Raw genomic sequence first — 25561 nt, forward strand, 5'->3', positions numbered from 1 at the left:
GCGTTTCCCCGGTCGCCGCCGGGGGTAGGTCGGGCCGAACGAACCCGGATGCCGTGTGGAGGAATTCCGATGAGAGAGAACTTCGGCGACGCGGTGGGGGACGCCCTCCGGTCGGTGATGCTGTTCCTGCCCAAGGCCGTCGCCTTCGTGGCGATCCTGGTGGCCGGCTGGCTGATCGCCAAGGCCGTGCTGAAGATCGTGGACAAGGTGCTGGAGCGGGTGGGCTTCGACCGTGCCGTGGAACGGGGTGGGATCCGTCGGGCCCTGGCCCGCTCCCGGTACGACGCCAGCGACATCGTCGCCAAGCTCGCCTACTACGGGGTGCTGCTGGTGACCCTCCAGCTGGCCTTCGGCATCTGGGGCCCGAACCCGATCTCCGACCTGATCGCGGGCGTGATCGCCTGGCTGCCCCGCGCCTTCGTCGCGATCGTCATCGTCGTGGTCGCCGCGGCCATCGCCCACGCGGTGAAGGACATCATCAGCGGCGCCCTGGGCGGGCTGTCGTACGGCCGGATCCTGGCCACCGTCGCCTCCGTGTTCATCCTCGGCCTGGGTGTCATCGCCGCGCTCAACCAGATCGGCGTGGCCACCGCGGTCACCACTCCGGTGCTGATCGCGGTGCTGGCCACCGTCGGTGGCATCCTCGTCGTCGGGGTGGGCGGCGGGCTGGTCCGTCCCATGCAGAGCCGCTGGGAGTCGTGGCTGAGTCGGGCCGAGCGGGAGTCGCGGCTGATCGCCGAGCACGCGCGCGCCTACCAGGCCGGACGCCGCGACAGCGCGGCCCACCTCGCCGCGGCGGCCACGGACGGCGGCCCGGTGGGCGGCGGCGATCCCGACGCCACGCAGGTGGTTGCCGGCCCGCGCGTCGACACCGACCCGGAGGCCACCCAGGTGGTTCCCGGCCCGCGCGTCGTGGCGGACCCGGACGCCACGCAGGTGGTCTCCGGTCCCCGCGCCGACACCGACCCGACCGTGCCCGTGCCGCGACAGGGTGAACCGGACGCCACCCAGGTCACCTCGGGCGGCGCCACCGTCCCGTCCCGCCCGGCCGGCGAGGACAGCGAGGCCACCATGGTGATCCCGCCGCTGGACGGCGAGCAGCGCCGCCGCTGACCGCGCACCGCCGCCGGGGCGGGATCCACGTCGGATCCCGCCCCGGCGTGTCCGGCGAAGGGCGTGACGCCCCGGGCCGGCGCCGCTACCATCGCGGGCATGACGTGGCGATGTTGATGCACTGCTAGGGGCCACTGCCGTGGGCCGCCGCGGTCGCCGTTCGTCCGGCGTCCGCTTCGTCCCCACAGGAAGGTCCCATGACTGTCCACCCTCCGCGCGTGCCCGACGCGCGCGTCCGCCGGCTGGCGGCCACCCTCTACGGGTACGCGTTCCTCAGCGAACTCGTCCTGCTCTATCCGCTGTACGCGCTGCTGTTCAGCGAGACCGGCCTGTCGGTGTGGCAGATCTCGTCGCTGTTCGTGATCTGGTCGGCCGCCAGCATCCTGCTGGAGGTGCCCTCCGGCGCGTTCGCCGACGCGTTCTCCCGGCGGCTGCTGCTCAGCCTCGCGCCGGTGGTCGCCGCCGCCGGTTTCGCCCTCTGGGTGCTCGTGCCCTCGTACCCCGCCTTCGCGGTCGGCTTCGTGCTCTGGGGCGCCGCCGGGGCGCTCGCCTCGGGCGCGCTGGAGGCGCTGGTCTTCACCGAACTGGACCGCCTCGGCGCCGCCGGCCGCTACGCCCGCCTCATCGGCCGCGCGAAGACGGCCGAGACGCTCGCCGTGCTCGCCTCGATCCTGCTGGCCGGCCCCGTGTTCGCCGTCGGCGGCTACCCGGCCATCGGTGCGGCGAGCGTGCTGGCCTGCCTGCTCGCCGCCGCCGTCGCCACCCGTTTCCCGGAGCACCGCCGGCGCGCGCCCGCCCAGGCGGCCCCCACCGACGTCGTGACCGAGGCGGGGCCGGACCGGAGCGGGCCCGGCGCCGGGGCGGACGACGACGAGGACCTCGGCTGGTGGGCGAGCCTGCGCGCCGGGTTGGCCGAGGTCCGCGCCGACCGGGCCGTGCGCGCGGCGGTGCTGCTGGCCGCGGTCGTCGCGGCGGTCTGGGGCGCCCTGGACGAGTACACCCCGCTGCTGGCCCGCGACACCGGGGTCGGCGAGGCGACCGTGCCGCTGCTGCTCCTGCTCACCTGGATCGGGGTGGCCGTGGGTGGTCTGCTGGCCCCGGCGGGGGAGCGGTTGACCGCCCGCGGGTACGCCGGCCTGCTGGCACTGTCGGCCCTGGCCCTGGCCGCGGGGGCGCTGTTCGCCCGGCCGGCCGGTTTCGCGCTGGTCGCGGTCGCGTTCTGCGGCTTCCAGCTCGCCACCGTGCTCGCCGACGCGCGGTTGCAGGCCCGGATCACCGGGGGCAGCCGGGCCACCGTCACCTCGCTGGCCGGGATGGCCACCGACGTCACGATCATCGCGGTCTACGGAGGATACGGCCTGCTCGCCACCGGGGCCGGCAACGGGGTCGCGTTCGCGGTGGCCGCGGTGCCGTACCTCGTCATGGCGCTGCTCCTGGCGAGCCGCGCCGGCCGGTTGGCCCGCCGCCGGCCGGAGCGGGCGAGCGCCGGGCACATCGGCTGACGACGGGCCCGGCGGCGGTCGCGCGGACCGCCGCCGGGCCCGTCGCCCGTCAGCTCACCGCTCCTGCAGCAACGCGGCTCTTCGCAGTTGAGGGTGTAGCGCCGAGAACATAGAGCTGTTGGACGGTTGGATGTGAGTCGTCAGGAGGTGCGAGAGTCGTAGTTCTCGCGGTTTGCGAGGACCTCGGTCATGTGTGTCTGCGCCCAGTTCCTGAGCCCGCGCGTCATGTGATGAAGCGAGAGGCCGAGGTCGGTCAGCTCGTAGGAGACGGTGACAGGGACGGTTGGCGTCACGGTACGGGTGAGCAGGCCATCGTGCTCCAGCGACCGTAGCGTCTGGGTCAGCATCTTCTGGCTGACCCCGGCCAGAAGACGAGAGATCTCGGAGTAACGCATCGCCTTCGGAGCGTCTGCGTGTGCTGCACCGGGCTGGCCAGGGTTGTTGTCGCCGCCCAGCGCACACAGGATCAGGACGACCCACTTGTCCGAGATTCGGTCGAGCAGCTGCCGGCTGGGGCACCCTGCCAGGAACGCGTTGTACTCCACCTTGGCCTGAGCCCTCTTCTGGGCCGCCTTCATCGTCGTCACTGATCGCACCTCTCACCGATGGGTGGGTTACGCACTCCAAAGTGCCTACTTCCCGACAGGAAGTTTCTCTCCAATGCTGATGCAGGGAGGCAGCAGGCGCCACCCCCAAGTTCGCACGACGAAAGGCAACAGGATGAGCACACCCTCATTCTCTCTTCCCGGCGGCACCCGGACTCTGGGTGACCTGACCGTCACACGGTTCGGCTACGGCGCCATGCAACTGGCCGGCCCGTGGGTCATGGGGCCGCCCACCGATCGCGAGGGTGCCCTGGCCGTTCTGCGCGAAACGGCCGACCGCGGTATCACCCACATCGACACCAGCGACGCCTACGGGCCGCGCGTCACCAACGAGTTGATCCGCGAGGCACTGCACCCCTATCCCGAGTCGCTGCACATCGTGACCAAGGTGGGCGCGACCCGCGACGAACAGGGTGGCTGGCCCACGGCCCGGCGACCCGAAGATCTGCGCCGCCAGGTCCACGACAACCTCAAGTCCCTCCGGCTCGACGTACTCGACCTGGTCAACCTCCGACTCGGCAACGCCGAAGGTCCCCAGCCCGGCTCGCTCGCCGACGCGTTCGCCACGCTCGTGGAACTCCAGCAGCAGGGCCTGGTCCGTCACCTCGGGGTCAGCAACGCCACCGAGGAGCAGGTCACCGAGGCGCAGAGCATCGCGCCGATCGTGTGCGTGCAGAACATGTACAACCTCGCCCACCGCCACGACGACAAGCTCATCGACCGGCTCGCCACCGAAGGCATCGCGTACGTGCCCTTCTTCCCCCTCGGGGGCTTTACCCCGCTTCAGTCCTCGGCTCTCTCGGCGGTCGCCGCTCGACGGGAGGCGACACAGATGTCCGTCGCGCTTGCCTGGCTGCTGCAGCGATCACCGAACATCCTGCTCATCCCCGGCACGTCATCGACAGCGCACCTGCGCGAGAACATCGCCGGCGCGGGACTCTCCCTCTCGCATGAGGACTTGACCGAGCTGGATGACATCGGCCGCTGAATGCCCCGTGGCCGAACGGCCCACAAGCCACGACCGAAGCCACCGTTCGGTGGCAGCTACCCCGCATCGGTGACCGGGTAGGCGTCGAGGTCTCCCGGGGGAAGGGGGTTCCTACCCCAGGCCCATCCGGAAGACCTCGACGTTGCTCGACGCTACCCCTGAGGCGGGCTTCGCCCGCGCTGACATGACTACGTTCTGCCACCTTGACGAGCTCGGGCTCGTGCGTCTGGCCGGCGATGCACTCGACCGGTGCCGCCGACGTGTCCAACTGGCCATCCACGGGCACCGCGCACGCAAGAGCGACACGCTCCATACCGCGCGGCGAACCCTCCACACCGGCACCGACCTACTCACCGACGAGCAGAAGGATCGACTGGCCGCGCTGTTTGTCAGCGACGCTCACGTTGAGGTCGAAGCCGCGTGGGGGTCTACCAGCGGATGAGCGCCGCCCACGCGAGCCCGATCGGAGCAAGGGCCGAGAGCTGATGGTGAAGTTGATCGAGTCGGTCAGCCAAGGCGTCCCGAGCGCGTTGAGCGAGATCATCACACTCGGCCGGACGCTGAAGAAGCGAGCCACCGACGCGCTGGCCTACTTCGAACACCTCGGTCTGGCCCGTCGCGCCCGGTGCGGCCGCGGGTGGCGACGGCGGCTGTGCTGTCGCGGCCCCGCTTACGCCGCGACGGCGGGGCCGTGGGGTGGGCCGGGAGCCGGCGGATGCGCGCTCAGGCGCCGGCGGCCTCGCCGGTCTGCTCCCAGATCGAGCTCATCTCGTCGAAGGCCTGCTCCATGAGCTGCACCATGGCCCGCCGGGCGCGCTCGCCGTCGCGCCGCTGGATCGCCTGGGCCACCTCGGCGTGCAACTGGAGGGCCTGCTCGTGCGGGTGGTGCGGCATCAGGTGGTGCTGGTGCCGGCCGGTGAGCACCTCCGCGATCAGGTCCTGCAACCGGACGAACATCTCGTTGCCGGAGGCGACCAGGATCCGGCGGTGGAATTCTATGTCGAGCTGGAGGAAGCGCTCCTCGTCGCCGGCCTTGCCGGCGGCCCACATCTTCGCCGCGAGCCCGACCAGGTCGCTCGCCTCGTCGTGGCCGACCCGGCTGGCGGCCAGCCAGGCGGCGTGCGGCTCGATGGCGGTCCGCAGCTCGGTGATCGAACGAAGCTGGACGATGCGGCCGGCCGAGGCGAGCCGCCAGCGGATCACCTGCGGATCGAAGACGTTCCAGTCCTCCGACGGGCGGATCATGACCCCGACGCGGCGGCGGGTCTCGATGAACCCGATCGAGGCGAGCACCCGCAGCACCTCGCGGACGACCGAGCGGGACACGGCGTAGCGGTCGACCAGGTCGTCGATGTTGAGCACCGACCCGGGAGCCAGCTCGCCGTCACAGATGGCCGTGCCGAGGCGATCGAGGACGCGTGCGTGCAGGCCCGCCTCGACAGGGGCGAGCTGGGCGGCCACAGCCCTCGGGGAGGACGGTTTCACGCCACGGAGCATATCAGTTGGGTCTACCCCTTGTATAAATCTGCTTTTTCGGCCTAGCATCCCGATGTTAAGCGGATGTAAACCGCGAGGTGGCGGCCCACCCGTCAGGGCGGCGGCCACGGCCACGGCATAAGGAGAGATGGACGTGAGACGTCGATCAGTTATTGGGACTTCCCTGGCGATGGTCGTCGCCCTCGGCCTGTCCGCCTGCGGTGGCGGCGGGGACGACGCCGGCGGCTCGAACACCGTTCGCGTGACGCTGGTGAACCACGTCTGGACGGAGAACATCAAGAAGGCCCTGCCGGAGTTCGAGAAGCAGTCGGGCCTGAAGGTGGAGGTCACCCAGCTCGGTGAGGACCAGCTCTCCGACCAGTACAACGTCAAGCTGAACGCCGGGTCCACCGACCTGGACGTGATGATGTACCGGCCGCTGCAGGAGGGGAAGCTGTTCGCCAAGAACAAGTACCTCGCCGACCTGACCGAGAAGAGCAAGTCGGACAGCGCGTTCGAGATCGCCGACTTCCAGTCCGGGCCGGTACAGGCCACCACGTACGAGGACAAGGTGGTCGGCGTGCCGATCATCACCGAGCAGGAGGTCCTCTACTACCGCAAGGACCTGCTGGAGAAGTCCGGCTTCACCGCCCCGCCGAAGACCCTCGACGAGCTCAAGGCGCAGGCGGCGAAGGTCGAGGCGGACAACCCGGGCGTGGCGGGCTTCGTGTCCCGTACCGGCAAGGCCGCCGCCGTCACCCAGTTCTCCAGCTTCCTCTACAGCTTCGGCGGCGACTTCGTCGACGCCAGCGGCAAGGCCTCGATCAACAGCGAGCAGGCCAAGCAGGCGTACGCCTACTACGGCGGGCTGCTGCGTGAGCACGGCCCGGAGAACATCAGCACCGACATGAGCTGGTCCGAGGCGATGGCGATCTTCACCCAGGGCAAGGCGGCCTTCTACACCGAGGCCAACTCGCTCTACAAGAACGCCACCGACCCGGCCAAGTCGAAGGTCTCCGAGACCGTCGGGTTCGCGGCCTTCCCGGCCGGCCCGGCCGGCTCGAAGCCGTACAACATCCCGTCCTGGGCGCTCGGCGTCAATGAGGCCTCGAAGAACCAGGACAACGCCTGGAAGTTCATCCAGTGGGCGGCCGGCAAGGAGCAGGCGCTGGCGCAGCAGAAGGCCGGCGTGCCCAGCGCCCGTACCTCCGTCTGGGAGAACCCGGAGGGCGCGGCGACCTACCCGAAGGACCTCGCCGAGGCCACCACGGTCAGCACCGCCAACGGCGTGGGCCACGACCGGCCGCTGGTCGAGAAGGTCGCCCAGGCGCGGGAGATCGTCGGCCAGCCGATCGTCGACGCGATCACCGGCAAGGACGCGGCCGCCTCGGCGGACGCGGCGAACGAGGCGTTCCAGAAGTTCCTCGACGACGAGGCGAAGTAGCCCGAAGCGCAGGTGGCGGAGCCGACCGGCTCCGCCACCCCGCGTCGGGCCGCTGCCCTGACCCACCCGGAGACCTGATGTCAGCCGTCACCACACCAGTCAAAAGATCGCCCGAGGCGCGTCCGGCGTCCCCGGAGACCTCGGCCTGGTCGCGCTGGGCCAACGAGCACCGCAAGTGGCTCTTCGCGGCACCCGCCATGTTGTTCGTCGCCGTGCTGATCGTCTTTCCGGTGGCGTGGACCGGGTACCTCAGCCTGACCGACGCCGAGGGCTCGGTCCGCGCCGAGAGCGAGTTCATCGGCATCCAGAACTACCTCGACGTGCTCGGCGACACCGACCGGTTCTGGCCGGCCGTGTGGCGCACCGCGCTCTTCACCGGCGTCGTGCTCTTCTTCGAGGTCGTCCTCGGCATGGCGATCGCCCTGCTGCTGTGGCGGCCGTTCCGCGGTGAGAAGTGGGTCCGGGTCGCGATCCTCCTGCCGCTGGTGGCCACCCCGGTCGCGGTCGGCATGATGTGGCGGCTGATCTTCGATCCCAACATCGGCATGGCGAACCAGGTGCTCGGCTGGGTCGGCATCGGCCCCCAGCCCTGGCTCTCCGGGCAGAGCTCGGCCCTGCCGACGACGATGTTCATCGACATCTGGCAGTGGACGCCGATGGTCGTGCTGATCCTGCTCGCCGGCCTGACGTCGCTGTCCGACGAGCCGCAGGAGGCGGCGCTGATCGACGGCGCCAGCACCTGGCAGCGGTTCCGGCATGTCACCCTGCCGCTGCTGATGCCCACCGTGATCGTCGCGATCCTGCTACGCGGCATCGACGCCCTGAAGACCTTCGACATCCTCTACGCCACCAAGGGGCGCGGCGGTGGGTCGTTCCACGAGGTGGAGACCCTGAACGTGTACGCCTACGGGCTCAGCTTCGACTACAACGACTACGGCGTCTCATCGACCGTCCTCATCATCTTCTTCCTGATCATCATCGGGGTGATGTGGGCCCTGACCTACCGCAAGAAGGGCATGGACCGATGAAGCTGCGCAGGCCTTACAAGATCTTCCGGACGGTCGCCCTCGTCCTCGTGGTGCTGGCGCTGATCGCGCCGCTGGTCTGGATGGTCGCCGCGTCGTTGAAGACGAATGTCGACATCTACGACACCGACAAGGCGTTCGTCTTCTCCCCGACGCTGGACAACTACTCCAACGTGCTCCAGCAGGCCAACTACGTCCAGTTCATCGGCAACAGCCTCTGGGTGGCGCTCGCGGCCACCGTGCTGTCGCTGCTGCTCGGCGTGCCCGCCGCGTACTCGATGAGCCGCTTCAACATGAAGAAGTCCGCGCTCGTCGTGCTCATGGCGCGGGTCATCCCCGGCGTCTCGCTGCTGGTGCCCTGGTACTACGTCTTCTCGAACCTGCAGATGGTCGGCGGGTTCACCGTGCTGATCCTCAGCCACATGTTCGTGTCGCTGCCGTTGATCGTCTACATCATGATGGGCTACTTCGACGGCCTGCCGGCCGAACTCGAGGAGGCGGCGCTCGTCGACGGGCTGACCCACATCGGGGCGTTCCGGCGGATCACCCTGCCGCTGTCGGTGCCCGGCATCGCCACCGCCGGCATCCTGTCGTTCATCTTCTCCTGGAACAACTTCATGTTCGCCCTCGTGCTCTCCGGGGCCGACACCAAGACGCTCCCGGTGGCGATCTTCGACTTCGTCGGCTACGCCAGCATCGACTGGGGCGGCCTGATGGCGGCGGCCACGGTGGTCACCCTGCCGATCATGCTGATCGCCCTGTTCGTGCAGAAGTACGTCGTCTCCGGCCTGACCGCCGGCGCCACGAAGGGCTGAGGACACCGTGACCACGATCGAACGGGTGGAGACCTTCCTCGTCGCGCCGCGCTGGCTGTTCGTCCGGGTCGAGACGTCCTCCGGGATCGTCGGCTGGGGCGAGGCGACCTGCGAGGGCCGGTCCGAGACCGTCCGCACCGCCGTCGAGCAGCTCAGCGAGCTGCTCGTCGGCCGGGACGCGCTGCGGATCGAGGACCACTGGCAGGTCATGACCAAGGGCTCGTTCTACCGGGGCGGGCCGATCCTGGCCAGCGCCGTCGCCGGGCTCGACCAGGCGCTGTGGGACATCGCCGGCAAGCACTTCGGCGCGCCGGTGCACCAGCTGCTCGGCGGCCCGGTCCGGGACCGGATCCGGGTCTACGGCTGGGTCGGCGGCGACGAGCCGAGCGAGGTACGCGACCAGATCGCCGCCGCCGTCGCCACCGGCCTGACCGCGGTGAAGATGAACGCCTCCGGCCGGATGAGCGCCGTCGCGTCCGTCGCCGAGATCGACGGGGTGGTGCAGCGGGTGGCCGCCGCCCGCGAGGTGCTCGGCGACGAGCGGGACGTGGCGGTCGACTTCCACGGCCGGTTCACCCTCGCCACCGCCCGCCGGGTCGCCCCGCTGCTCGAGCCGTACCGGCCGTTCTTCCTGGAGGAGCCGGTGGTGCCGGAGAACTCGCACCTCATCGGCGAGTTCGTCCGCTCCACCACCACGCCGGTGTCGACGGGGGAGCGGCTCTACAACCGGCAGGAGTTCCTGCCGGTGCTCCAGGCCGGCATCGCGGTCGCCCAGCCGGACCTCTCGCACGCCGGCGGCATCACCGAGGTCCGCAAGATCGCCGCGCTGGCCGAGGTGTACGACGTGCAGCTCGCCCCGCACTGCCCGCTCGGACCGATCGCGCTCGCCGCCTGCCTCCAGGTCGGCTTCGCCACGCCGAACTACCTGATCCAGGAACAGAGCATCGGCATCCACTACAACCTCGGCGCCGAGGTGCTCGACTACTGCCTCGACAAGTCCCCGCTGACGTTCGTCGACGGGTACGTCGAGCGGCTCACGGCACCCGGCCTCGGCATCGAGATCGACGAAGACGCCGTACGGGCGGCGGACAAGCGCGGACACGCGTGGCGCAGCCCCACGTGGCGGCACCGCGACGGCTCCTACGCGGAATGGTGATCACATGACCGTCAACCTCACCGCCGACCTCACCGCCGCCCGCGTCCTCGCGATCATCCGCGGCACCGACACCGCCGCCGCGATCGCCGCCGGCACCGCGCTGCTCCAGGAGGGCGTACGCGTCGTCGAGGTGGCCCTCACCACGCCGGACGCCCCGGGGGCGATCGAGGCGCTGCGCGCGGCGGCCCCCGCCGGGTCGCTGGTCGGGGCCGGCACGGTGCTCACCACCGCCGACGTCGCCGACGTGGCCGCCGCGGGCGCGCAGTTCGTGGTGACGCCGGCCGTGGTGGAGTCGATCGCCGAGGCGGCGCGCCGGGGCCTCCCGGTCGCCGCCGGGGCGCTCACCCCGACCGAGGCGTACACGGCGGTGCGGATGGGGGCGTCGGTCGTCAAGCTGTTCCCGGCGTCGGTCGGCGGCCCGGCGTACCTCAGGGCGGTGCGCGACCCCTTCCCGGACATCCCGTTCGTCGCCGTCGGCGGCGTCGGCCTGGACGACGTGCCCGGCTACTTCCGGGCCGGCGCGATCGCCGTCGGCCTCGGTGGCCCCCTGGTCGGCGACGCCGCCTCCGGCGGCGACCTGGACGCGCTGCGGGCGCGGGCGCGCACCTATCTCGCCGCCGTGCGGGAGCCGGCCGCGTCATGACCGCACCGGACCTGCTCACCGTCGGCGAGGCCCTGGTGTCGCTGCGCTCGGCCGGCCCGCTCGCCGCCGGGGGACCGCTGACGATGCACCTGGCCGGCGCCGAGTCCAACGTGGCCGTCGCGGTGGCCCGGCTGGGCCACCGCGCGGCCTGGGTCGGCCGCCTCGGCGCCGACGAGTTCGGCGAGTACGTGCTGCGGCAGCTGCGCGCCGAGGGCGTCGCCGTCGACGGCGTGACCCGCGACCCGGACCGGCCGACCGGCCTGATGTTCCTGGAGCGGCGCACCGCCGACCTGACCCGGGTGCAGTACCACCGGGCCGGATCGGCCGGCTCCGCCCTCGACGTCGACGACCTGCGGGCGCCGCTGGCCGCCGGCGCGCGGATGCTGCACCTGAGCGGCATCACCCCGGCGCTGTCCGACACCGCCCGCGCGGCCACCCGGTGGGCGGCCGAGGCCGCCGTCGCCGCCGGCATCCCGGTCTGCCTCGACGTCAACCACCGCGAACGCCTCTGGTCCCGCGACACCGCCCGTGAGGTGCTCACCCCGCTGGCCGGGTACGCCTCGACCGTCGTCGCCTCCGCCGACGAGCTGGACCTCGTCGGCGACCCCGGGGCCGACGAGCCCACCGTCGTGGCGGACCTGCTGCGGCGGGGCGTCGACACGGTCCTGGTCAAGCTGGGCGCCGACGGCGCCCGCGCGCACACCCGCGACGGGGTCCGGCACGTCGAGGCGCTGACCGTGACCGCCGTCGACGCCGTCGGCGCCGGGGACGCGTTCACGGCCGGCTACCTGTCCGGCTGGTTCGACGGGCTCGACCTGGCCGGCCGGCTGCGCCGCGCGGCCACCCTCGGCGCCTTCGCGGTCTCCAGCCCCGGCGACTGGGAAGGGCTGCCGCGCCGCGCCGAACTGTCCCTCCTCGACGGCCACGAGGCCGGAGACGTCCTCCGCTAGCCGCCGAGCACCCGAAGAAGAAAGGCACCCCGTGAAGATCGTCGCCGCTGACGTCATCGTCTCCAGCCCCGACCGCAACTTCGTCACCCTGAAGATCACCACGGAGGACGGCGTCACCGGCCTGGGCGACGGCACCCTCAACGGACGGGAACTCTCGGTCGCCTCGTACCTGCGCGACCACGTCGTTCCGCTGCTGCTCGGCCGGGACGCGCACCGCATCGAGGACGCCTGGCAGTTCCTCTACCGCTCGGCGTACTGGCGTCGCGGGCCGGTCACCATGGCCGCCATCGCGGCCGTCGACGTGGCCCTGTGGGACATCAAGGCCAAGGCCGCCGGCATGCCGCTGTACCAGCTGCTGGGCGGGGCCTCGCGCACCGGCATCATGGCGTACGGCCACGCGTCCGGCCGGGACCTGCCGGAGCTGTTCGACTCGATCCGCCGGCACCTCGAGCAGGGCTACCGCTCGATCCGGGTACAGACCTCGGTGCCGGGCATCAACGCCGTGTACGGGGTCGCCACCCAGCCCAGCGCCGACGGCAAGCGCTACGACTACGAGCCGGCGCAGCGCATCCCGCTGCCGGCCGAGGAGGACTGGGACACCCGCTCCTACCTGCGTCACCTGCCCGGCGTGTTCGAGGCGGTCCGCAACGAGTTCGGCCCCGAGCTGCCGCTGCTGCACGATGGCCACCACCGGATGACCCCCATCCAGGCGGCGAAGCTGGGCAAGGCGCTGGAGCCGTACGACCTGTTCTGGCTGGAGGACTGCACCCCGGCGGAGAACCAGGAGGCGCTGCGGCTGGTCCGCCAGCACACCACCACGCCGCTGGCGATCGGCGAGGTCTTCAACACCGTCTGGGACTACCAGACGCTCATCCGCGAGCAGCTCATCGACTACGTCCGCTCCGCCGTCACCCACACCGGCGGCATCACGGCCATGCGCAAGCTGCTCGACTTCGCCGCCCAGTACCAGATCAAGTCCGGCATCCACGGGCCGACCGACATCTCGCCCGTCGGTATGGCCGCCGCCCTGCACCTGGACCTGGCCATCCACAACTTCGGCATCCAGGAGTACATGCAGCACGGGGCGCTCACCAACGAGGTGTTCCGGCAGTCGTTCACCTTCACCGACGGCTACCTGCACCCGGGGGAGCAGCCCGGCCTCGGCGTCGAGCTGGACGAGGAGGCCGCCGCGAAGTTCCCGTACGTGCCGGCCTACCTGCCGTTCAACCGGCTCCAGGACGGCACCGTCCATGACTGGTGAGGACGCGTCCCCGACGCGGCACGTCGTCGTGATGGGGGTGTCCGGGGCCGGCAAGACCACCGTGGCCCTGGGCATCGCCGCCGCGACCGGCCTGACCTTCGCCGAGGCGGACGAGTTCCACACGCCGCAGCACGTGGCGCGGATGCGTGCCGGCGTGCCGCTGGACGACGCCGCCCGCCTGCCCTGGCTGCGTGAGCTGGCCGGCTGGATGGCCGCCCGTGCCGCCGAGGGCGTCTCGACGGTGCTGGCCTGCTCGGCGCTGCGGCGCTCCTACCGCGACGTGCTGCGCCAGGGGCCGCCGAGCGTCGAGTTCGTACACCTGGACGGGGCGGCCGAGGTGATCCGGGAGCGGATGGCCGGGCGCGCCGGGCACTACATGCCGGCGAGCCTGCTGGAGTCGCAGCTGGCCACCCTGGAACGGCCCCACCCGGACGAGTCGGTGCTGGTCCTCGACGTGTCGCTGACGCCGGACGCGCTCGTCTCGGCGGCGGTGCGGCGGCTCGGCCTGTCGAAGGGCGTCACCGCGAACGGCTGACCGCGTCCCGGTCGCGGTGCCCCGGCGCCGCGACCGGGGGTCAGTCGGGCAGCGCGTCGAGGTAGACCCAGCGGCCGTCCTCGCGGACGAACCGGCTGCGCTCGGTCTGCGTACCCGGCTGGCCGCCGGCGCGGTGGTGGGCCCGGAACTCGACGGTGCCGGTGGCGTCGAACAGCCCGCCCCGGTCGGTGCCGACGATCTCCAGGCCCGTCCAGCGCTGGCCGGGGTCGAGGTCGAGCCGGCCCGGCCGGGTCGAGGAGTGCCAGCTGCGCAGCAGGTACGCGGTGTCGCCGACGGCGAAGGCGCTGTACCGCGAGCGCATCAGCGCCTCGGCGGTCGCCGCGTCCGCCTCGCCGCGGTGCAGCCGCCCGCAGCATCCGGCGTACGGCTGGCCGGAGCCGCAGGGGCAGGGCCGGTCCGGGTCGTCGGCCGCCCGCCGGCGGGGTCGCTTCGCCACCGGCCCATTCTGGCCGACGGCCCGGCGCGGCGGGCGTCCGGACCCCGGTGGGGCGGCCACCCGGGGTCGGGTCCGACGCGGGCGCCGGGCGCGCCACGACCGCGGCGTCTGCCGCTGCCGACGCCGGGCCGCCGCTCCCGGCGTGCTGCGGCCTTCCGCGTCAGCCGGCGCTCGTCCGGGGCGCCCGTCGGGTGCCGAACGACTCCATGGTCGTCGCCTTGCGGGCCGGGGTCTTCGAGGCCGCGCCGGCGCGGGTCGCCGCGGCCCTCGCCGCCTTCTTGGCGGGCGCCTTCTTCGCCGGCGCGGCCGTGGCGGGCGCCTTGCGGGCGCGGGCCGGGGTCGCCGTGGCCGAGGTGTCCGTCTTCCGGGCCACGCGGGCGGTCGTCGGGGTCGCCTTCTCACCCGGGGATTTGGCCGCGGTCGCCCCGGTGGCCCGCTTCGTGGCCGTCGCCACCTTCTTCGCCGCCGCCGCCCGCTTCATCGGGGCCTTGCGGGCCCCGGTGGCCTTCCTGGCCCGTCCTGCGTCCGCCATCGTCGCTCCTCGGGAATCGGCCCTGGGCGCACGGTCTTCCCCCGGCCCCGGCGGTCAAACGCCGGGGCCGCCGCGGCGCGGGAGCGGGCCGGGCCCCCGCGCCGGCGCGTCACGCCCCGGTCCCCGGCTTGTACGCGCAGACCAGCTCCCAGCCGCCGGGCAGCACCGCCACCCGTTCGAAGCCGACCTCCTTGAGCAGGCCGGTGTAGAAGTCGACCTCCCGCAGCCGGCTCACGCAGCTGTCGACCCCGATGAGGAAGTAGCTCCAGAAGAACTGCATCGCCAGCCGGTCCGGGGTGCGGAACTCCTCGCAGATCAGCAGCATCCCGCCCGGCTCCAGGGCCGCGTACGCCTTCTCGACCAGCCGGCGGGCGACCTCGTTCGGCCAGTCGTGCAGCACCCGGACGAACGCCAGGGCGTCGTAGCCCGACGGCAGCGGCTCGGCGAGGAAGTCGCCGCCGACGAACCCCAGCCGGTCCGCGTGCCCCCGGCGGGCCCGGGTGGCCTCCACCAGCGGCGCCACCGCCGGCAGGTTGTACACGTCGACCCGCAGCCCCGGGGCGTCGTCGAGGACGTGCGCGGCGAGCGTGCCGTCCCCGCCGCCGACGTCCAGCAGTCGCGTCCGCCCCGGCCACAGCCGGTCGGCGTTGCGGTGCACCGCCTCGATCACCGGGCCGAGACCGACGGCCATGCTGCGCTCGAAGTCGGCGGTCTGCTCGTCGGTCTTCGGCGGCCAGGCGAAGTCGTCGTCGCCCATGCTGACCTCGCCGCGCAGGCTCTCGCCCAGCCGGCCGTGCAGCCGCCGCCAGGGATAGCGGTCCCGGTCCCGCTCGATGGCGTCCGGGCCGACCACCGCCGCGACGGCGTCGCGCAGGCCGGGCGCCGCCCGGTACGTGGCCGAGGCGATGTCGTCGCCCGGCTCGCTGCGCGCGACGAAGCCGAGGCTCTCCAGGCAGTCGAGGAACTTGTAGAGCCGCAGGGGCCGCACGCCGAACCGCTCGGCGAGCTCGCCGAGGCGGGCCGGCCCCGGCTCCAGGGCGTCGAGCAGCCCCATGCCGAGCGCGGTCTCCAGCACGTCCATGGCCTTGGGCCCGTTGGCGAGCAGGCTCATCAGTGCCCGTGGTGACAGGGTGACGTTCACCGGCCCAGCTCCTCTTCCAGTGCGTCCATGAACGCGTCGATCTCCTCGATGGTGTTGTAGACGTGCGGCCCGACCCGCAGGTAGCCACGCCAGCTGCAGACCATGTCGCGCGCGGCCAGCCGCCGCTTGACCGCCTCGCCGTCGGCGACGTCGAGGCACACCACGCCGCCGCGCCGGTGCGGCTCGGTCGGGCTGACCACGTCGATGCCGGCCGCCGTCGCCCGCTGGATGACCCGGGAGGTGCAGGCCAGCGAGTGCCGCCGGATCGCGGGGGCGCCCACCCCGGCCAGCAGGTCCAAGCCGACCTGGGAGACCAGCGAGGTGAGGGGGTACGGCGTCCCGCCGGCGAACCGCCGGGCGCCGGGCGCCCAGTCCGTCGACGGCTGGAAGGTCAGCGCCCGGTCGCCGGCCTGCCAGCCGGTGGCCGCCGGTTCCAGCCGGGTCGCCAGGTCTGGGCGGACGTACAGGAAGGCGGTGGCGACGCCGCACAGCCACTTGTGCGCGCCGCCGAGGACGACGTCGACGCCGAGCGCCGTCACGTCCAGCGGCACGACCCCGACGGTCTGGAAGGCGTCGACGACCACCAGGGCACCGACGTCGTGGGCCCGGCGCACCAGTCGGGGCAGGTCGACGGTGGCGCCGGAGGAGAAGCTGGCGTGCGGGACGCACACCAGCAGCGTCCGCTCGTCGACGCGCGCTTCGAGGGCGTCCTCGTCGAAGCGGGGACCGCCCGACCCGACGACGTCCGGGCGCGCGCCGTAGCGGCGGAACGCGTTGAAGATGAACGGCACCGTCGGGTACTCCAGGTCCGTCATGACGACCCGGTCGCGCGGCGCGCGGTAGTCGAAACAGGACGCGACCCTGGCCAGCAGCGTGCTCAGGTTCGCGTCGGTGACGACGCTGCCCGGGGGCGCGCCGATGAGGGCGGCGACCGAGTCGGCGTACCGGTCGAGGCCGACGTGCCAGTCCTGCCAGACGTCGTCGCGCCAGCCGCGCAGCGTCTCCCAGTAGCCGGTGAGCACGTGCTCCGCGCCCCTCGGCACGGCGCCGGTGGAGTTGTTGTTCAGGTAGACGCACGTGTCGAGCAGCGGGAACTCGGCGCGCAGGGCGGCCTGGGCGGTGGCGTCGAGGCACTCCGGCGTGTCGGGGCCGGGTGCCGGGGCGGGCGGGTTCACTCGGGGGTGCCTCCGGTCGGGTCGGTCCGCGCCGAGCGACCCGGCTCGTGGGCGACGGAGGTGAAGACCGGGATGGACCGGACGGCGGCCAGGTAGGGCGTGCCCTCCGTGTAGCCGGTGCCCGGGCGGGGGCCGAGCATCCGGGTGGCCAGCCGGTGGTGCGTGCGCCGCCACTGGAGCACGGCGTCGGCGAACGCGCGCATCGCCCGCGCCACCAGCTCGCCGTCCGCCCCAATGAGCAGGCCCCCGCGTACGGCCGCGCGGAACGCCTCGTCGACCGACGGCTGCCCGGCGTGCACCCGGTCGCGCACCTCCGGCACCTGCTGGTAGGCGGGCGACTCCAGCCGCGTCCCCTCCGGCGCGCGGCACAGCGCCTCCATCAGCTTGTAGGAGCGGGACTGGATGGCACTGGCCCCCTCCGTGTACTGCCGGAACGTCCGGAACGCCGTCGGCTGCATGGTGGCCAGCAGCGAGAACAGCGGCCCGGCGGCGGTGAGCTGCTCGCCGGCGTACGCCAGCCGGTCGGCCGCCGGCCGGGCGTGACCGGCGCGCAGGGCGACGATCGTGGCGCGCAGTTCCTCGACGAGCCCCGCGAAGAGGCACTCGTACGCCTGGAGCACCCGGATGAACAGGTACTCGTCGTGCGACACGTAGACCGGCAGCATGCTCAGCCGCAGGGCCGGCTCCCCGGCGGGGTCGCGTTCGGCGGCGAGGGCCCGCAGCACGGCCGCCGGCTCCCGGTCGTGGACCGCCCCGGCGAGGCCCAGGCGGGCGAGGGCGGGGGAGGCGGCCCGGACGCCGAGCCGGTGGCGCTTGGCCACCACCTCCGGGCTCGGGCGGTCCTCGGGCAGCAGGTCGGTGGCGCCGGAGCCGGCGGCCAGCTCGAACGCCAGCGCGTCGGCGACGAGGCGCACGAGGAGCCGGTCGCGGTCGCGGCGCGCGCCGTCCGGCTGGGCGACCGACCCGTCGTCCTCGCCGTCCGGCCGGTCGTCCACCCCGCAGGGCAGCCGGAGCACGCGCAGGGCCAGGTAGCTGCGGTAGTCGTACCGGCCGTCCCACTTGTCGAGCGCGACGTCGAGGAAGTCGCGCAGCAGCCCGACGGCGGGCGCCGGTCGGCCGGCCGTCGGGCCGCTCACCTGGGCCCGGATCTTGTCGAGCAGAGCGAGGAGCTCCTTTTCGACGAAGTGTTTGCCGACCCGGTGGAACTCCGCCAGCACGGGGAAGTAGGGAAAAGTGTCGGCGTCGGCGGCACCCGACAGCCAACTCGTCAGTTCACGCACGAACCGCACCTCGATATTCGGCCCGTGTCAACCGGGGACGGGGAGACAATTGACGAATTAAGGGGTGGGTGGGGACTGTTGTCGGGGCCGTTCGGCACGGGAACGGTCGCTCTCATGCGTGGACGGGCTTCACGCGGGCCTGCCACAGTTCCGGGAAGAACCGGTGCCCGATGAGCTTGGCGAGCATCGTGGCCTCGGCGCCGTCGGGGGCGTGGCCCCCGACGCGCAGGGCGGCCTGGTAGTGCCGCACCCGCCACAGCGACACCCGCTCGTCCCACTCCATCATCGCCTCGGCGAGCAGGTGGGCGGGGTCCGTCGGGTCCGCCCGGCGCAGCTCGGACAGGGCGGTCCCGCGTGCGGCGAGGTGGTCGGCGAACGCCCGGCCGAGCTGTCGGCTCGCGGCCTGGACCCGCCGCCAACCGGGCGACTCGGCGCCGGAGCCCTTGCCCAGGGCGGGTTGCATGGCCTCGAAGTCGGCCGGGGACAGGTGCCGGAACATCTCCAGCTGGTCGGTGATGAGCCGCACCCCGAGCGTCGCCCGGGCCAACAGCGGCTCGGCCGCCGCCGGCTCGCCGGCGCGGAGGCGGGCAACCGCCTCGGTCAGCTCGGCCCCCGCGAGCTTCAGCCACAGCTCGGTGGACTGGTGCACCACCTGGAAGAGCAACTCGTCGCGGTGGATCATGTCCGCCGGGCTCCGTTGCAGGTCGAGCAGCGCGTCCGTGCGCATGTAGCGCGCGTAGTCCGTGGCGCCGTCGCCAGGAAGAACAGGTGAGTGGTCCCGCTTCACGGAATTGTCCCCTTCGGTCAGCGTCGCTGCGTCGGGAACGTCGGCCCGACAGCGCGTGCGGCGGCCATTATGCAACGACGAAAGGCAATGTGTCACGCCTTCGTCGCGGGCCGTGTCCGGCTCCGTAAAGGGGAGGTTTCCGCCATTTTCTGCGATGTGTAAACGCGGCGGAATAACACATAGATCAACACGGGTCAATAGCAGTGGACGGCAGACATGTCACACGGCCGCCGGCGGCGCGCCCCACGGGACGCGCCGCCGGCGGACCGGCCTCACCAGCGCGACGGTGGCGGTGGCGGCACGACCGGCGGGCGGTCGTCGCAGGTGATGGTGTTCGGCAACTGCCACGGGGCCAGCCAGCCGCCGTCGTTGCCGCCGAGATCGGTGAGGGCGAACTCCGAGCCGGTCGCCGGGAAGTTGAACGACCCGCAGTTGTTGACGCCGACGGCGCCGACGTTGCGGGCGTCGACGTCGCGCAACGAGGCCGAGCCCGCCGCGCGGGCGCTCAGCACGGAGGTGCCCGTGCCGTCGACCCGGATGTCCTGGAACCGGACGCCGGTGATCGAGTGGAGGTCCTTCACCGGCCAGTCGCTGACCAGCATGATGGCGTTGTACGTGTTGTCGAGGTAGCTGTCCCCGATCACGTCGACGGTCGCGTCGATGTCCCGGTCGAGGGCGTAGAACCAGATGGCCCCCAGGCCGATCTTCCAGTTCAGCTCGTACGTGCCGGCGCGGGCGGTGGTGTTGCCGGTGATCAGCAGCCGCCCCGTGAAGGGCTCCGCGCCGAAGCGGGATCCGACCTGGATCGCGCTGCCCTCGCGCACCGGATCGGCGACCAGGTTGTGCGACACGGTGAGGTCGGTGCCGCCGTAGAGGGCGATGCCGTTGGCCAGCACCGGCGACTGCACGGTGTTGTGGTCGAACCGGTTGCGGGCGTTGCCGACCTTCTCCGACCACATGGCGAGCCCGTCGTCGCCGGTGTTGCGGACGAAGGTGTGGGCGACCCGCGAGTCGGTGACGCCGGTGTGGAAGTTGAGCCCGTCCGCGATCTGGTCGACGATGATCGTGTTGGTGACCCGTACGTTGGTCATCGGCCCGTCGAACCAGATGCCCACCTTCGTGTGGCGCAGGTGCAGCCCGTCGATGGTGGAGTCGCTCATCGCGCCGCCGATCGCGTTGACCTGGTCGGTGTCGATGCGCTCGCGCACGTCGCCCTCGATGGCGAAGCCGGAGAGGTGCACGTTGCGGCTGCCGCCGTCGGCGGCGCTGCGGCCGTAGAAGCCGACGCCGGTGTGCACCGAGCCGTCCGGCGCGGGCGTGGGCAGCGCGACCTCGCGCCCCTTGACGATCGTGTACCAGTTGCCGGCGCCCTCGATCGTCACGTCGTCGACGATGATGTGCCGGTTGACCTGGTACGTGCCGGGCGGCAGGTAGACCGGCACGTCCGCCCGCCGGGCGAAGGCGATGGCCCGGTCCAGGGCGGCGGCGGAGTCGCGGCGGCCGGTCGGATCGGCGCCGAAGGCCAGGACGTTCGCGGCGCGCAGCCGGACGCGCGGGGGACCGACGAGTTCGGAGTCGAGCAGGTCGATCACCGTCCACGCCGCGTTGCTGCCCGCCGGGGCGGTGAGCCGGACGCGGTCGCCAGCCCGGTACGTCCGGCCGAGCAGCAGCCGCTGCTCGTCGTAGAAGTGGCTGGGGCGGAACGGGGTGGGGATGCTCGGGTACGGCGTGGTGGCCGCCGGCACGCACGAGCACTCGGTGATCCACCAGTCCGGGTGCAGCAGCCCGGCGGTCGGGTCGTTGGAGAACGGGTACTGGTTGTAGAGCCAGGCGTACTGCGAGGTGAGGGTCATCGTCCGGACCCGCCGGTCGTTGACCGCCACGTCCAGCGGGGCGGTGATACCGCCGCCCCGCGGGGCGTCGGGGATGCTGTAGCGCACGGTGATCGCGTTGGCGGCGCGGGGCAGGACGAACTCGACGTACCGGCCGGGGGTCAGCCGGACCGCGCGGCGCCCGGAGGCCTCGGCCGGCAGCGTGTAGGCGGTGCGGTCGGGGCCGATGACCTCGCCGTTCGTGGTCGCGTTCTCCGCCTCCTGCTCGACGAAGTCGACGTCGGCGCCGCGTCCCGCGACCAGGTGCGGGTCGAGGCCGGCCCTGGTCACGACCGGCCCGGTGCCGGCGGGTGGGGTGGCGGTGGCCGGGCCGGGCGCGCCGGCCAGGACGCCGAGGGCGGCGGCGAGCGCGACGGTGGCGGCGACCGCCGCCCGGGGCCGTCGCCGCGACGACGGTCCGGGCGGCGAGTATCTGCTCAGGGGCATGGCGGGACTCTTCTCGTGGTGGGACGGGTCCGGCCGCGGCCGGCAGTGACCGCCGCTATGCGGCGTACACCTCAAGCTGGGACAGCTGCGCCGCCGGCCAGCCGGTGTTGCCGGTGACGCGGATCCGCACGTACCGGCCGGGCGTCGCCGGGACGGCGAGCACCACCCGGTTGCCGGTGGCCGGATCGAAGACCCGGCCGGCCGGCGCGACGGGCGTGCTCCAGGCGGTGCCGTCCGGGCTCACCTCGACCGCGACCGTCTGCGTGCGTCGCTGCCAGGCGGCGGCGGGCGGGAGCCGGAGCACGACCTGTCCGACGTCGACGACCGTGCCGAGGTCGACCCGCACCCACTGCGGGAAGGCGTTGCCGGCGCTCTCCCAGTAGGTGTCGGCGTCACCGTCGACGGTGTTGGCGCAGCCGTAGGTCTGGACGTGGCTGCTCTCCGTCACCGGCCGGCCCCGGGTGAGGTCGGTCCCGGGCGCCGGGTCGGTGGTCACCGGCACCGCGCCGGACGGCGCCGACAGGGTGCCGCCCCCGTCCACGGCGACGACCGTGAAGGTGTACGCGGTGCGGGGCGTCAGCCCGCCCACGGTGGCGGAGGTGCCCGGGACGGACGCCACGGTCTGCCCGTCGCGGCGCACCTGGTAGCCGGTCACGCCGTCGGCGTCGGTCGACGCCGTCCAGGCCAGCGACACGCTGGTCGAGGTGCGACCGGTCACGGTGAGGCCGCCCGGCGGCGTGGGCGGGGTGGGCGTCCCGGTCGCCGCGTACACCCCGACGCGGGCGAGTTGGGCCGCCGGCCAGGCGGTGTTGGCGGTGACGGTCACCCGCACGTGCCGGGCGGTGGCCGACGGCACGGTGAGGGTCGCGGTGTTGCCGGTGGCCGGGTCGAACCGGACCCCGGCCGGCCCGGCGAGCGTGCGGAAGGTCGCGCCGTCGGTGCTGCCCTGCACCGCCAGCGTCTTGGTGCGCGCCTCCCAGCCGGCCGGCACGGCCAGCACGATCCGGGTCACCGCGTGCGCCGCGCCGAGGTCGACCTGCCACCACTGGGGGAAGGCGCCGTTGGTGGACTCCCAGTAGCTGTTCGGATCGGCGTCGACGGCGTTGCCGGCGGCGAACGAGCCGTTCCGGCTGCTCGCCGACGTCGGCCGGCCGGCGGCGAGGTCGCCCCCGGGCGCCGGGCCGCCGCCGACGACGGGCGGCGTCGGCCGTACGGGGGTCAGGGCGAGCTGGCCCTTGAACATCCGGCCGCCGTCGGCGGTGATCCGCAGGTAGTAGTCGGCGGAGCAGGCGACGCCGTCCTCGTCCAGTGCGCGGATGCCCGCCCCCGCCGGGGTGGTCGCCTGCGTCTCGCTGGTCTTGGCGATCTGGTTGCCCTCGTTGAACTCGTCGAACATCGACACGTAGAGGCCCTGGGCGCCCAGCCGGGTCATGTTGTAGAGGTGCCGCCAGTAGAAGTCGCCGTGGCGGCGGTGCCCGGCCGACAGGTCGCCCGGCATCACGCAGGGCTGGTAGTCGATGCCGTGCGCGGCGCAGTCGGCCAGGTCGGGGACGTTGACGTTGGTGTGGAACCAGTCGAGCCCGTCGAGGGTGCCGGTGCGGCCGACCATCCAGGGCGAGAGCATGTGGAACGCGTGGTAGACCTCGGAGAAGCCCGGCCGGGAGTCGTTGACGCCCTGCCGCCAGTACGTCGGCACGCCGCCGATGACGTAGCAGCCCTGGGCCTTGAACCAGTTGACGACGTCGAGGCAGGCGGCGGGGGCGAAGGGGCGGCCGTCGTCGTTGAAGCCGAAGCCCCAGACGCAGACCACCGGCCGGCCGTTCTGCCGTGCGTACGCCGGGGAGGCGGTGTGCGCGGCCATCCGGTGCAGCCAGTCCTCCTTGATCTGGGACTGCATCGCCGTCCAGCCGGTGACGTCGTACATGATGTAGAACTTGCGGCCGTGGCGTTCGGCCGCGCCCCGGACCTTGACGGTCATGGCGTCGCGCGTGGGCCCCTCGTCGCCGAACGGGTTGAACCGTTGCAGGGCGGCGGTGTCGCAGCCGTGTTCGCGCATCCAGCGGAAGTGGGTGTCGACGGTCTGCTCGTCGTAGGAGGAGAAGAGCTGCGCGGGCTGGCCGTTGCCGAGCGGCGGGTAGGCGGTGGTGTAGCCGCGGGCGTACTCCCGCATGTCGGGCCAGGAGACGATGGTGGTGTTGGCCGGGGAGGGCGACTGGAACCGGTCGCGGCTCCAGTGCCACCAGCCGCCGATGGGCGCGCCGTCACCGGGGCAGCTGAACCAGCCCTGGTAGCCGACCGAGACCTTGCCGACGACGTCGCCCGGCGGGCTGGCCGCGTACGCGGTGCCGCGCAGGGCCGCCATCAGGTCGGTCGGCGCGACGGCGGCGAGGGCCGAGCCCGCGGCGAGTGATCCGATCAGTCTCCGGCGCGACACCGCCATGGCCCTGCTCCCTTCGATACGGAAAGGTATCGATGGGCATGGTGTCAGTACTGGACTGGCAAGCGCAAGAGTTGGATCTCGTGACGAAAGAAATCGACTGCGTGTGCAAGCGTGGCAGGCGCGGGGCCCGCGGCGGGGGCGGGCCGGTGCACGCCCGCCCCCGCCACGGCGTCATTGCCGCAGCAGCGGCAGCACCCGGCGGCCGAGCAGGTCGACGCCGCCGGCCGGGGTCAACCCGTGCGGGGTGCCGAACTCCACCCGGGTCGCCCCGGCGTCGAACACCGCCGCGGCCTGCGCCGCGACGTGTTCGGGGGTGCCGGAGAAGGCGAACAGGTCGAGCAGGTCCCCGCCGATCAGCGCGCCGGCGAGGTCGTGTTCCTGGCGGGCGACGTGCTGCTGGATGCGCGCCAGCAGCTCCGGGTCGATGTCGACGTTCGGGTCGAGGGCGGCGACCACGGCGAGGTACATGGCCACCTCCGTACGGGCCACCCGACGGGCCAGGGCGCCGTCCTCGTCCACCACGGTCACGGCGCCGAGCACCACGCCGACCCGGGCCTCGGGCGCGGCGTCGTCCAGCCAGGCGCGCATCGTCTTGGCCATCGCCGGGTTGGCCGACCCGCCGACCTTGATCTCCGAGGCGAACGCGGCGGCCGTCCGGGCGGTCTGCTGACCCCACGTCCCCACCAGGACGGGCACGTCGGCGCGGACCGGGGCGTAGCGCAGCGCCGTGCCGGGCGCCACGGTGAACTCCCGGCCCTGGAAGCCCTGGTCGTCACGGGACAGCAGCAGCCGGACCACGTCGACGGTCTCGGCGATCCGCCGCAGCGGCCGGGCCTGGGGCACCCCGACCTGGTCCAGCCAGGTGCCCCGGGCCAGCCCGAGGTAGGCCCGCCCGTTCGACGCCAGGTCCAGGGCCGCGACCTGTCCGGCGATCTCCACCGGATGCATGGTGAACGGGTTCAGGCAGGCCGAGCCGAGGCGGATCCGCCGGGTGTGCCGCGCGGCCACCAGCAGCGGGAAGAACGGCGGCTGGTACATCAGGTCACCGAAGACCGACAGCACGTCGAAGCCGTGTCCCTCGGCGAGCTCCGCCAGCGCGGCGTACTCGTCGGCACTCTTGTCGGACTGCAGTCCGACGCCGACCAGTCGGCGTCCGTCGTCGGTGCTCACGTCAGTTCTCCAGTCGGGATCTGTCGCCGGCCGGTCCGCTCGATGCGCAGGATGACCCGCTCGTCGGGATCGGGGCAGGCCACGTGGCAGTCCCGGGCCAGCCAGTCCTCCGGCGGCAACGGGCGCTGCTTGGCCGGCAGCAGCGGCAGGCACGCGGCGAGGGCGTAGAGGCAGAAGTGTCGACCGGCGGGGATGCGGAGCCGGTTCGACTCGGTCAGGTCGATGTGGTCCCCGGGCTGGAGGCCGCAGACGGAACGGCCCTCGATCCGTTCCACCACGACCCGCAGGTCGTACAGGTCGGTGACCGGTTCCTCGGCGCTCATCGCAGCGCCTCCGCGTGGTGGTGCACGATCCGCCAGCCCCGCTCGTCGCGGCGCAGCACGTCCGTCACCCGGAAGCAGTCGTCGGGCTGCCCGGCCGCGTACCGGGCCCGCAGGACGTAGCGGACCAGGCCGGTGTCGCCCCACGTCTCGGTCCGGAACTGCTCGGGGGCGACCGAGGCCGGCGGCGCGGCCGGTCCCCGGTCCGCCGCCCGGCGGTCCCGCAGGTCGTCGAGGGCGGCCAGACCGTCCAGCAGGTCGGGCGCGTCGGACTCCCAGATCGTCAGTTCGGGGTGCAGCCGGGCGTCGAACGCCGCCCGGTCGCCCAACGACCGGTACATGTCGGTGATGGCGGCGGTGAGATCGTCAACGGTCATCGGGGCTCGCTTCCGGTCGGGGCGGACGGGGGTGTCGGGGGTGACGGTGGA

The 25561-nt window shown here is 72.7% G+C and carries 22 protein-coding genes and 3 pseudogenes; 12 read left to right on the forward strand and 13 right to left on the reverse strand.

What is annotated here, in order from left to right; all coding sequences use genetic code 11:
• Positions 1–48: 48 nt before the first annotated feature.
• Together ACFHW0_RS19165 and ACFHW0_RS19170 are read left to right on the forward strand one after the other, a co-directional pair.
• Positions 49–846 (forward strand): annotated as a pseudogene (locus ACFHW0_RS19165) (mechanosensitive ion channel family protein); the annotation flags it as partial.
• Between the two features lie 464 nt (positions 847–1310).
• Positions 1311–2615, forward strand: coding sequence for an MFS transporter (locus ACFHW0_RS19170; RefSeq protein ID WP_416609465.1), 1305 nt, complete (start codon positions 1311–1313; stop codon positions 2613–2615).
• A 140-nt stretch (positions 2616–2755) separates the two neighbouring features.
• Here the strand turns inward: ACFHW0_RS19170 and ACFHW0_RS19175 are convergent, their stop codons facing one another.
• Positions 2756–3202, reverse strand: a complete 447-nt coding sequence (locus tag ACFHW0_RS19175; protein ID WP_416609467.1) for a winged helix-turn-helix transcriptional regulator — start codon at positions 3200–3202, stop codon at positions 2756–2758.
• A 133-nt stretch (positions 3203–3335) separates the two neighbouring features.
• Between ACFHW0_RS19175 and ACFHW0_RS19180 the strand changes: the two genes are divergently transcribed.
• Entirely contained in the window at positions 3336–4208 is an 873-nt protein-coding gene (locus ACFHW0_RS19180; protein ID WP_416609469.1) for an aldo/keto reductase family oxidoreductase, read from the forward strand.
• Between the two features lie 214 nt (positions 4209–4422).
• Positions 4423–4816: pseudogene (locus ACFHW0_RS19185) on the forward strand (ISL3 family transposase); the annotation flags it as partial.
• 115 nt (positions 4817–4931) lie between these two features.
• Here ACFHW0_RS19185 and ACFHW0_RS19190 read toward each other — a convergent pair.
• Positions 4932–5693, reverse strand: a complete 762-nt coding sequence (locus ACFHW0_RS19190) for a FadR/GntR family transcriptional regulator (RefSeq protein WP_416609471.1) — start codon at positions 5691–5693, stop codon at positions 4932–4934.
• Between the two features lie 139 nt (positions 5694–5832).
• Between ACFHW0_RS19190 and ACFHW0_RS19195 the strand changes: the two genes are divergently transcribed.
• From ACFHW0_RS19195 to ACFHW0_RS19230, 8 genes and pseudogenes are all read left to right on the forward strand, one after another.
• On the forward strand, positions 5833–7128 hold the full coding sequence (locus ACFHW0_RS19195) for an ABC transporter substrate-binding protein (RefSeq protein WP_416609473.1): 1296 nt from the start codon (positions 5833–5835) through the stop codon (positions 7126–7128).
• A 77-nt stretch (positions 7129–7205) separates the two neighbouring features.
• The gene (locus ACFHW0_RS19200) at positions 7206–8156 is read left to right on the forward strand and encodes a carbohydrate ABC transporter permease (protein WP_416609474.1); all 951 of its coding nucleotides are present in this window, start codon (positions 7206–7208) and stop codon (positions 8154–8156) included.
• On the forward strand, positions 8153–8968 hold the full coding sequence (locus ACFHW0_RS19205) for a carbohydrate ABC transporter permease (RefSeq protein ID WP_121398463.1): 816 nt from the start codon (positions 8153–8155) through the stop codon (positions 8966–8968). Before ACFHW0_RS19200 ends, ACFHW0_RS19205 begins: the two co-directional genes overlap by 4 nt.
• 7 nt (positions 8969–8975) lie before the next feature.
• Positions 8976–10124 (forward strand): galactonate dehydratase, encoded by a 1149-nt coding sequence (gene dgoD, locus ACFHW0_RS19210; RefSeq protein ID WP_416609476.1) that lies wholly within the window; start codon positions 8976–8978, stop codon positions 10122–10124.
• A gap of 4 nt (positions 10125–10128) precedes the next feature.
• Positions 10129–10767 (forward strand): bifunctional 4-hydroxy-2-oxoglutarate aldolase/2-dehydro-3-deoxy-phosphogluconate aldolase, encoded by a 639-nt coding sequence (locus ACFHW0_RS19215; RefSeq protein WP_416609478.1) that lies wholly within the window; start codon positions 10129–10131, stop codon positions 10765–10767.
• Complete coding sequence (locus tag ACFHW0_RS19220) at positions 10764–11717, forward strand: sugar kinase (RefSeq protein ID WP_416609480.1); 954 nt, start codon at positions 10764–10766, stop codon at positions 11715–11717. The genes ACFHW0_RS19215 and ACFHW0_RS19220 overlap by 4 nt, the downstream gene beginning before the upstream one ends.
• Positions 11718–11736: 19 nt before the next feature.
• Positions 11737–12978 (forward strand): annotated as a pseudogene (manD, locus tag ACFHW0_RS19225) (D-mannonate dehydratase ManD); the annotation flags it as partial.
• Entirely contained in the window at positions 12968–13513 is a 546-nt protein-coding gene (locus tag ACFHW0_RS19230; protein WP_416609482.1) for a gluconokinase, read from the forward strand. The pseudogene manD and the gene ACFHW0_RS19230, both read left to right, overlap by 11 nt.
• Positions 13514–13553: 40 nt before the next feature.
• Here ACFHW0_RS19230 and ACFHW0_RS19235 read toward each other — a convergent pair whose 3' ends face one another.
• The 11 genes from ACFHW0_RS19235 to ACFHW0_RS19285 form a co-directional block, all read right to left on the reverse strand.
• A complete protein-coding gene (locus ACFHW0_RS19235) occupies positions 13554–13970 on the reverse strand; it encodes a YchJ family protein (RefSeq protein WP_416609484.1) in 417 nt (138 codons plus the stop codon).
• Between the two features lie 160 nt (positions 13971–14130).
• Complete coding sequence (locus ACFHW0_RS19240; RefSeq protein WP_416609486.1) at positions 14131–14502, reverse strand: hypothetical protein; 372 nt, start codon at positions 14500–14502, stop codon at positions 14131–14133.
• A 109-nt stretch (positions 14503–14611) separates the two neighbouring features.
• Complete coding sequence (locus ACFHW0_RS19245; RefSeq protein WP_416609487.1) at positions 14612–15643, reverse strand: methyltransferase; 1032 nt, start codon at positions 15641–15643, stop codon at positions 14612–14614.
• Positions 15640–16818 (reverse strand): aminotransferase class V-fold PLP-dependent enzyme, encoded by a 1179-nt coding sequence (locus ACFHW0_RS19250; RefSeq protein ID WP_416609489.1) that lies wholly within the window; start codon positions 16816–16818, stop codon positions 15640–15642. Before ACFHW0_RS19250 ends, ACFHW0_RS19245 begins: the two co-directional genes overlap by 4 nt.
• Positions 16815–18107: a tryptophan 2,3-dioxygenase family protein gene (locus ACFHW0_RS19255; RefSeq protein WP_416609491.1), complete on the reverse strand. Its 1293-nt coding sequence runs from the start codon at positions 18105–18107 to the stop codon at positions 16815–16817. The genes ACFHW0_RS19250 and ACFHW0_RS19255 overlap by 4 nt, the downstream gene beginning before the upstream one ends.
• A gap of 103 nt (positions 18108–18210) precedes the next feature.
• Positions 18211–18885, reverse strand: a complete 675-nt coding sequence (locus ACFHW0_RS19260; protein WP_416609493.1) for a tryptophan 2,3-dioxygenase family protein — start codon at positions 18883–18885, stop codon at positions 18211–18213.
• A gap of 272 nt (positions 18886–19157) precedes the next feature.
• Positions 19158–21203 carry a glycosyl hydrolase family 28-related protein gene (locus ACFHW0_RS19265; protein WP_416609495.1) on the reverse strand — a complete coding sequence of 682 codons (2046 nt, stop codon included), beginning with the start codon at positions 21201–21203 and terminating at the stop codon, positions 19158–19160.
• Between the two features lie 55 nt (positions 21204–21258).
• The gene (locus tag ACFHW0_RS19270; protein ID WP_416609497.1) at positions 21259–23643 is read right to left on the reverse strand and encodes a discoidin domain-containing protein; all 2385 of its coding nucleotides are present in this window, start codon (positions 23641–23643) and stop codon (positions 21259–21261) included.
• Between the two features lie 171 nt (positions 23644–23814).
• A complete protein-coding gene (locus ACFHW0_RS19275; protein ID WP_416609499.1) occupies positions 23815–24813 on the reverse strand; it encodes an LLM class flavin-dependent oxidoreductase in 999 nt (332 codons plus the stop codon).
• On the reverse strand, positions 24810–25136 hold the full coding sequence (locus tag ACFHW0_RS19280) for a TIGR04076 family protein (RefSeq protein ID WP_416609501.1): 327 nt from the start codon (positions 25134–25136) through the stop codon (positions 24810–24812). The genes ACFHW0_RS19275 and ACFHW0_RS19280 overlap by 4 nt, the downstream gene beginning before the upstream one ends.
• Positions 25133–25510 carry a nuclear transport factor 2 family protein gene (locus tag ACFHW0_RS19285; protein WP_416609503.1) on the reverse strand — a complete coding sequence of 126 codons (378 nt, stop codon included), beginning with the start codon at positions 25508–25510 and terminating at the stop codon, positions 25133–25135. The genes ACFHW0_RS19280 and ACFHW0_RS19285 overlap by 4 nt, the downstream gene beginning before the upstream one ends.
• Between the last annotated feature and the right edge of the window lie 51 nt (positions 25511–25561).

The sequence above is a fragment of the Micromonospora sp. LOL_025 genome (assembly GCF_048060285.1).
Classification (GTDB): domain Bacteria; phylum Actinomycetota; class Actinomycetes; order Mycobacteriales; family Micromonosporaceae; genus Micromonospora.

Excerpts from the sequence above, each read along its gene's own strand:
- ACFHW0_RS19170 (WP_416609465.1), top strand. The coding sequence starts at position 1,311 with ATGACTGTCCACCCTCCGCGCGTGCCCGACGCGCGCGTCCGCCGGCTG.
- ACFHW0_RS19180 (WP_416609469.1), top strand. The coding sequence starts at position 3,336 with ATGAGCACACCCTCATTCTCTCTTCCCGGCGGCACCCGGACTCTGGGT.
- ACFHW0_RS19195 (WP_416609473.1), top strand. The coding sequence starts at position 5,833 with ATGGACGTGAGACGTCGATCAGTTATTGGGACTTCCCTGGCGATGGTC.
- ACFHW0_RS19200 (WP_416609474.1), top strand. The coding sequence starts at position 7,206 with ATGTCAGCCGTCACCACACCAGTCAAAAGATCGCCCGAGGCGCGTCCG.
- ACFHW0_RS19205 (WP_121398463.1), top strand. The coding sequence starts at position 8,153 with ATGAAGCTGCGCAGGCCTTACAAGATCTTCCGGACGGTCGCCCTCGTC.
- ACFHW0_RS19215 (WP_416609478.1), top strand. The coding sequence starts at position 10,129 with ATGACCGTCAACCTCACCGCCGACCTCACCGCCGCCCGCGTCCTCGCG.
- ACFHW0_RS19220 (WP_416609480.1), top strand. The coding sequence starts at position 10,764 with ATGACCGCACCGGACCTGCTCACCGTCGGCGAGGCCCTGGTGTCGCTG.
- ACFHW0_RS19230 (WP_416609482.1), top strand. The coding sequence starts at position 12,968 with ATGACTGGTGAGGACGCGTCCCCGACGCGGCACGTCGTCGTGATGGGG.
- ACFHW0_RS19240 (WP_416609486.1), bottom strand. The coding sequence starts at position 14,502 with ATGGCGGACGCAGGACGGGCCAGGAAGGCCACCGGGGCCCGCAAGGCC.
- ACFHW0_RS19265 (WP_416609495.1), bottom strand. The coding sequence starts at position 21,203 with ATGCCCCTGAGCAGATACTCGCCGCCCGGACCGTCGTCGCGGCGACGG.
- ACFHW0_RS19270 (WP_416609497.1), bottom strand. The coding sequence starts at position 23,643 with ATGGCGGTGTCGCGCCGGAGACTGATCGGATCACTCGCCGCGGGCTCG.
- ACFHW0_RS19280 (WP_416609501.1), bottom strand. The coding sequence starts at position 25,136 with ATGAGCGCCGAGGAACCGGTCACCGACCTGTACGACCTGCGGGTCGTG.
- ACFHW0_RS19285 (WP_416609503.1), bottom strand. The coding sequence starts at position 25,510 with ATGACCGTTGACGATCTCACCGCCGCCATCACCGACATGTACCGGTCG.